The sequence below is a fragment of the Streptomyces lycii genome, assembly GCF_009735685.1.
Lineage (GTDB): Bacteria > Actinomycetota > Actinomycetes > Streptomycetales > Streptomycetaceae > Streptomyces > Streptomyces lycii.
Map to the genome: position 1 here is coordinate 1 of NZ_WHPN01000310.1, position 6,217 is coordinate 6,217.

Annotated in this window: 6 protein-coding genes; all 6 read left to right on the forward strand. The window is 72.1% G+C overall.

What is annotated here, in order from left to right; genetic code table 11:
- Positions 1–15 precede the first annotated feature (15 nt).
- The 6 genes from ruvA (at position 16) to GCU69_RS18785 (ending at position 6,190) form a co-directional block, all read left to right on the forward strand.
- Positions 16–651, forward strand: coding sequence for a Holliday junction branch migration protein RuvA (ruvA, locus tag GCU69_RS18760; protein WP_098750936.1), 636 nt, complete (start codon positions 16–18; stop codon positions 649–651).
- 62 nt (positions 652–713) lie between these two features.
- Positions 714–1,778 (forward strand): Holliday junction branch migration DNA helicase RuvB, encoded by a 1,065-nt coding sequence (gene ruvB / locus GCU69_RS18765; protein WP_098750935.1) that lies wholly within the window; start codon positions 714–716, stop codon positions 1,776–1,778.
- A gap of 164 nt (positions 1,779–1,942) precedes the next feature.
- On the forward strand, positions 1,943–2,485 hold the full coding sequence (gene yajC, locus GCU69_RS18770; protein WP_156206686.1) for a preprotein translocase subunit YajC: 543 nt from the start codon (positions 1,943–1,945) through the stop codon (positions 2,483–2,485).
- A 186-nt stretch (positions 2,486–2,671) separates the two neighbouring features.
- Positions 2,672–4,498, forward strand: a complete 1,827-nt coding sequence (gene secD / locus GCU69_RS18775) for a protein translocase subunit SecD (protein ID WP_098750933.1) — start codon at positions 2,672–2,674, stop codon at positions 4,496–4,498.
- 1 nt (position 4,499) lies between these two features.
- On the forward strand, positions 4,500–5,633 hold the full coding sequence (secF, locus tag GCU69_RS18780) for a protein translocase subunit SecF (protein ID WP_098750932.1): 1,134 nt from the start codon (positions 4,500–4,502) through the stop codon (positions 5,631–5,633).
- The gene (locus GCU69_RS18785) at positions 5,630–6,190 is read left to right on the forward strand and encodes an adenine phosphoribosyltransferase (protein ID WP_235978560.1); all 561 of its coding nucleotides are present in this window, start codon (positions 5,630–5,632) and stop codon (positions 6,188–6,190) included. The genes secF and GCU69_RS18785 overlap by 4 nt, the downstream gene beginning before the upstream one ends.
- The last annotated feature ends 27 nt before the right edge of the window (positions 6,191–6,217 follow it).

The following is a 6,217-nucleotide window of genomic DNA, read 5'->3' on the forward strand; positions in this document are numbered from 1 at the left end:
CGGAGAGGGACCCCAGTGATCGCATTCGTCAGCGGCTCCGTCGCCGCCCTCGCGCCGGATTCCGCCGTCGTCGAGGTGGGCGGCATCGGCATGGCCGTGCAGTGCACCCCCGACACCCTGTCCGCCCTGCGGATCGGGCAGCAGGCCAAGCTCGCGACCTCCCTCGTCGTCCGCGAGGACTCCCTCACCCTCTACGGCTTCGCGGACGACGACGAGCGGCAGGTCTTCGAACTGCTCCAGACGGCCAGCGGTGTCGGGCCCCGGCTGGCCCAGGCCATGCTCGCGGTGCACAGCCCCGACGCCCTGCGGCTGGCCGTCTCCACCGGCGACGAGAAGGCCCTCACCGCCGTGCCCGGCATCGGCAAGAAGGGAGCGCAGAAGCTGCTGCTGGAGCTGAAGGACCGGCTCGGCCGGCCCGTCGGGAGCGGGGCGGGCGCCGAGGCCGCCCGGGCGGGCGGATCCGCCTCCGCCGCCGCGTGGCGGGACCAGCTGCACGCCGCCCTCATCGGACTGGGGTACGCCCCCCGGGAGGCCGACGACGCCGTCGCGGCCGTCGCCCCGCAGGCGGAGGCCGCGCTCGCCGACGGCGCCGCACCGCCCGTGCCGCAGCTGCTGCGGGCCGCCCTGCAGTCCCTCAACCGCACCCGCTGACCGGGCGGCCGCCCCGGCAGGCCCGCCCGCACAGAAACCGCACCGCAGAGCTGAGAGACGACATGAACTGGGACGACACCGCATCCGAGGCCACGGACCGGCTGGTCGGCGCCGACGCCGCCGGCGAGGACCAGGCGATCGAGGCGGCGCTGCGCCCGAAGGACCTGGGCGAGTTCGTCGGCCAGGAGCGGGTCAGGGAGCAGCTCGACCTGGTCCTGCGGGCCGCCCGGCAGCGCGGCGGCACCGCCGACCACGTCCTGCTCTCCGGGGCGCCGGGACTCGGCAAGACGACCCTCTCGATGATCATCGCGGCCGAGATGGGCGCCCCGATCCGCATCACCTCCGGGCCCGCCATCCAGCACGCCGGTGATCTCGCCGCCATCCTCTCCTCGCTCGCCGAGGGCGAGGTGCTCTTCCTGGACGAGATCCACCGGATGTCCCGGCCCGCCGAGGAGATGCTCTACATGGCGATGGAGGACTTCCGCGTCGACGTCGTCGTCGGCAAGGGCCCCGGCGCCACCGCCATTCCGCTGGAACTCCCGCCGTTCACCCTCGTCGGGGCCACCACCCGGGCCGGGCTGCTGCCGCCGCCGCTCCGCGACCGCTTCGGCTTCACCGGCCACATGGAGTTCTACGAGCCCGCCGAACTGGAGCGGGTCCTGCACCGCTCGGCCCGGCTGCTCGACGTCGAGATCGGGCCCGAGGGCGCGGCCGAGATCGCCGGCCGCTCGCGCGGTACCCCGCGCATCGCCAACCGGCTGCTGCGCCGTGTCCGGGACTACGCGCAGGTCAAGGCCGACGGCGTGATCACCCGGGAGATCGCGGCGCACGCCCTCGGCATCTACGAGGTCGACGCCCGCGGCCTGGACCGGCTCGACCGCGCGGTGCTCCGCGCGCTGCTCAAGCTCTTCGGCGGCGGACCGGTCGGGCTGTCGACGCTCGCCGTCGCGGTGGGGGAGGAGCGCGAAACGGTCGAGGAGGTCGCCGAGCCGTTCCTGGTCCGCGAGGGCCTGCTCGCCCGTACCCCGCGTGGCCGCGTCGCCACCCCGGCGGCCTGGCAGCACCTGGGACTCGTACCGCCGCAGCAGGCCCCCGGCGGCGGGCAGCCGGGCCTCTTCGAAGCGTGACGGCGCGGGGACTCGCCCGCCCAGGAACCCCGGTGCCATGCTGAACGTTGTTCCTTAGGCGCGGACTCCCTTAGACTCCGCCGATGCCGTCCTTGTAGGGCGGCATGCCCACCCCCGTATACCAGGCCGCTCGATGGGCGGTCGTGCGAAGGAATTTCCGTCCCGTGAATATCGTGACTCTCCTCCCCTTCATCGTGCTCATCGGGGCCATGTTCCTGATGACCCGCTCGGCGAAGAAGAAGCAGCAGCAGGCCGCCCAGATGCGCGACCAGATGCAGCCCGGAACCGGCGTGCGGACGATCGGGGGCATGTACGCCACCGTCAAGGAGGTTCACGACGACACGGTCCTCCTCGAGGTCGCCCCGGGCGTCCACGCCGTCTACGCGAAGAACTCCGTCGGCGCCGTCCTCGCGGACGACGAGTACAACCGGATCGTGCACGGCACCGACTTCGACGGCGACGAGCTGAAGTCCGACAGCCCGGTCGTGCCGGACGACGCCTCCTCCCTGATCGCCGACGACGGCGCCGCGGGCGCGACCGAGGAGCCCCGCACCGACCTGACCAAGCCGGGCAGCGCCGAGGCCGCCAAGACCGAGGACGCCGAGACCGAGACCGAGACCGAGGCCGCCGGCTCCGACGCGGACGCCGCGGACGCCAAGGACACCGGCAACGTCACGAAGAACGACGGCGACACCGACGCGAAGTAGACCGTTCCGCGGGCCGTCCGAGGTCCCGCGGCGGGTGCCGCCCCCGCTCCCGGGTGGCCGGTGCCCACCGCCGGGGGCAGGGCGGCCCGTGCTCGGTCCGCTCCTGCGGGGTACCGTTCCCCACTACACTTCGTGGCCGCCCGCTCACAGTCGATGCGGTGCGGTTGGACAGGGAGAATCGAGAAGGTGGCAGCACCGAAGAAGGGCCGGCGGCCCTCGGGGTCCCAGGGCAGGCCGGGGCGCACCCTGGTCCTGTTCCTGATCGCCGTTGTCGCGCTGACCGGGGGGATGTTCCTCTCCGGCCACCACACACCGCGGTTGGGCATCGACCTCGCGGGTGGTACGAGCATCACGCTCACCGCGCGGAACCAGCCGGGCGCGGAAGACGCGATCAACCCGACCAACATGAACACCGCGGTCGGCATCATCGAGCGCCGGGTCAACGGCCTGGGCGTCTCCGAGGCCGAGGTCCAGACCCAGGGCGACCGCAACATCATCGTCAACATCCCCCGGGGCACCAACGAGAAGCAGGCGCGCGAGCAGGTCGGCACGACCGCCCAGCTGCGCTTCCGCCCGGTGCTCGGCGTCGCCGCGGGCACGCCCGCCCCGGACCCCTCCGCCAGCGCCCCGGGAGACTCCGGGAAGAACGGCGACAAGGCCGACCAGGACAAGAACAAGGACAACGAGCCTTCCTCCAACGCGGGCGAGGAGGACGAGCAGTCCGGGGACAAGGACAAGGCCGACAGCGCGGACCAGGAGGAATCCGGTTCCACCCCGTCGTCCGAGCCCACCACCCAGGGCCGGGCCCTGACCGATGGTCTCAAGGCCGACGAGTCGGATCCGCCGAAGGCCGCTCCGTCCGAGTCCGGTGAGGCCACCCAGCCCCCGGCCCCGCAGCCTTCGCAGCCGGCCGGCGTGCCCGCCGCGCTGCAGAAGAAGCTCGACGCCCTGGACTGCTCCAAGCCCGAGGAGCGCCGGAAGGCCAACGAGGGCGTGAAGCCCGAGGACGAGGTCGTCGCGTGCAGCGAGGACGGCTCCGTGAAGTACGCCCTCGGCCCGACGGACGTCGCCGGCACCGAGGTCGACGACGCCAAGGCGGTGTTCGACTCCCAGACCGGCAAGGGCTGGGTCGTCACCATGGACTTCAACGACAAGGGCGCCGAGCAGTTCGGGGACGCGACCGAGCGGATCGCCACCCAGCAGCCGAACCAGTTCGCGATCGTCCTCGACGGCGAGGTCGTCTCCGCGCCGTCGGTCGACCAGCGCATCGGCGGCGGAAACGCCGAGATCTCCGGCTCCTTCAACCAGCAGTCCGCCGAGGACCTGGCCAACGTCCTCTCCTACGGCGCGCTGCCGCTCAGCTTCACCGAGTCCAGCGTCACCACCGTCTCCGCGGCCCTCGGCGGCGACCAGCTGGAGGCCGGCCTGATCGCCGGAGCCATCGGTCTGGCGCTCGTCGTGATCTATCTGGTGGTCTACTACCGAGGGCTGTCGCTCATCGCGCTGTTCAGCCTTCTCGCCTCGGCGATCATGACGTACACGATCATGACGCTCCTCGGCCCGGGCATCGGCTTCGCGCTGAACCTGCCGGCCGTCTGCGGCGCCATCGTGGCCATCGGTATCACCGCCGACTCGTTCATCGTCTACTTCGAACGCATCCGGGACGAGATCCGCGAGGGCCGCTCCCTGCGCGGCGCCGCCGAGCGCGGCTGGCCGCGGGCCCGGCGCACCATCCTGGTGGCCGACTTCGTGTCCTTCCTCGCCGCCGCGGTGCTGTTCGTCGCGACCGTCGGCAAGGTGCAGGGCTTCGCCTTCACCCTGGGGCTCACCACGCTCCTCGACGTCGTCGTGGTCTTCTTCTTCACCAAGCCGCTGATGACGCTGCTGGCGCGGACGAAGTTCTTCAGCAGCGGCAACCGCTGGTCCGGTGTCGACCCGAAGAGCCTCGGAGCGAAGCCCCCGATCCGCGGCCGACGCCGCGCCCCTCTCACGACCGAACCGAAGGAGGCCTGAGATGTCGCGACTCGGCGATCTCGGCGCCCGGCTCCACCGCGGTGAGGTCGGTTACGACTTCATCGGCAAGCGCATGCTGTGGTACGGCGTCTCGGTGCTGATCACCATCACGGCCATCCTCGGCCTGGGCGTCCGCGGCCTCAACATGGGCATCGAGTTCTCCGGCGGCGCCGTCTTCACCACTCCGAAGACCGGGTTCTCCGCCTCCCAGGCGGAGGAGGCCGCGGAGAAGGCCTCCGGTCACCAGGCGCTCGTGCAGGAACTGGGCGGCGGCGGGCTGCGCATCCAGATCAGCGAGGTCGACACGGCCAAGTCGGACCAGATCCGGGCGGAGCTCGCCCAGGAGATGGACATTCCGGCGCAGGAGATCAACGCCGATCTGGTCGGCCCGAGCTGGGGCGAGCAGATCGCGAACAAGGCCTGGATGGGTCTGGGTGTCTTCATGGCGCTCGTGGTGGTGTATCTCGCCATCGCCTTCGAGTGGCGGATGGCCATCGCCGCCCTCGTCGCCCTGATCCACGACATCACGATCACCGTCGGCATCTACGCCCTCGTCGGCTTCGAGGTCAGCGTCGGCACGGTGATCGGTCTGCTGACCATTCTCGGTTATTCCCTCTACGACACCGTGGTGGTCTTCGACTCGCTCAAGGAGAGCAGCCGGGGCATCCTCAAGCAGAACCGCCGCACCTACGGCGAGATCGCCAACCGCAGCATCAACGGCACCCTGGTCCGTTCCATCAACACCACGGTCGTCGCGCTGCTCCCGGTCGCCGGTCTGCTGTTCATCGGCGGCGGTGTGCTGGGGGCCGGCATGCTCAACGACATCTCGCTGTCGCTGTTCGTCGGCCTGGCCGCCGGTGCGTACTCCTCGATCTTCATCGCCACCCCGCTCGTCGCCGACCTCAAGGAGCGGCAGCCGGAGATGAAGGCCCTCCGCAAGCGGGTGCTGGCCAAGCGCGCCTCCGCCGCCGCGAAGGGCGAGAACGACGCCGAGGCCGACCCCGGCGACCCGGCCGGTGACGAACCGGCCGAGGAGCCGGTGACCGGCGCGGGCGCCACGGCCTCCGTGGCCGGCCCGCGGGCCCAGGCCGCCCGCGGCCGAGGCCGCGGCCGTCCCTCGGGGAGGGGCCGGTGACCGCCTCGTCCGCCGCCCCCTCCGGGCTGTCCGGCCTGCTGGCCGACCGGATCCGGGACGTGCCCGACTATCCCAAGCCGGGCGTGGTGTTCAAGGACATCACCCCGCTGCTCGCCGACCCCGTGGCGTTCGGCGCGCTGACCGACGCGCTCGCCGAACTGTGCGCGCGGTACGGCGCGACGAAGGTCGTCGGACTGGAGGCGCGCGGCTTCATCCTGGCCGCCCCCGTCGCCGTCCGCGCCGGGCTGGGCTTCGTCCCCGTCCGCAAGGCGGGCAAGCTGCCCGGGGCCACCCTGGGCCAGGCGTACGAGCTGGAGTACGGCACCGCCGAGATCGAGATACACGCCGAGGACCTGACCCCGGAGGACCGGATCATGGTCATCGACGACGTGCTGGCCACCGGCGGGACGGCGGAGGCCTCCCTCGCCCTCATCCGGCGGGCCGGCGCCGAGGTCGCCGGACTGGCGGTCCTCATGGAGCTGGGCTTCCTGGAGGGCCGCAAGCGGCTGGAGCCCGCGCTGTCGGGCGCGCCGCTGGAGGCCCTCCTCACGGTCTGAGCCGGCCCTCCCACGGCGCGCGGGCGG

What these genes read in the sequence shown, in the direction of transcription:
- ruvB (WP_098750935.1), top strand. Translation starts at nt 714, where the DNA reads ATGAACTGGGACGACACCGCATCCGAGGCCACGGACCGGCTGGTCGGC.
- secF (WP_098750932.1), top strand. Translation starts at nt 4,500, where the DNA reads ATGTCGCGACTCGGCGATCTCGGCGCCCGGCTCCACCGCGGTGAGGTC.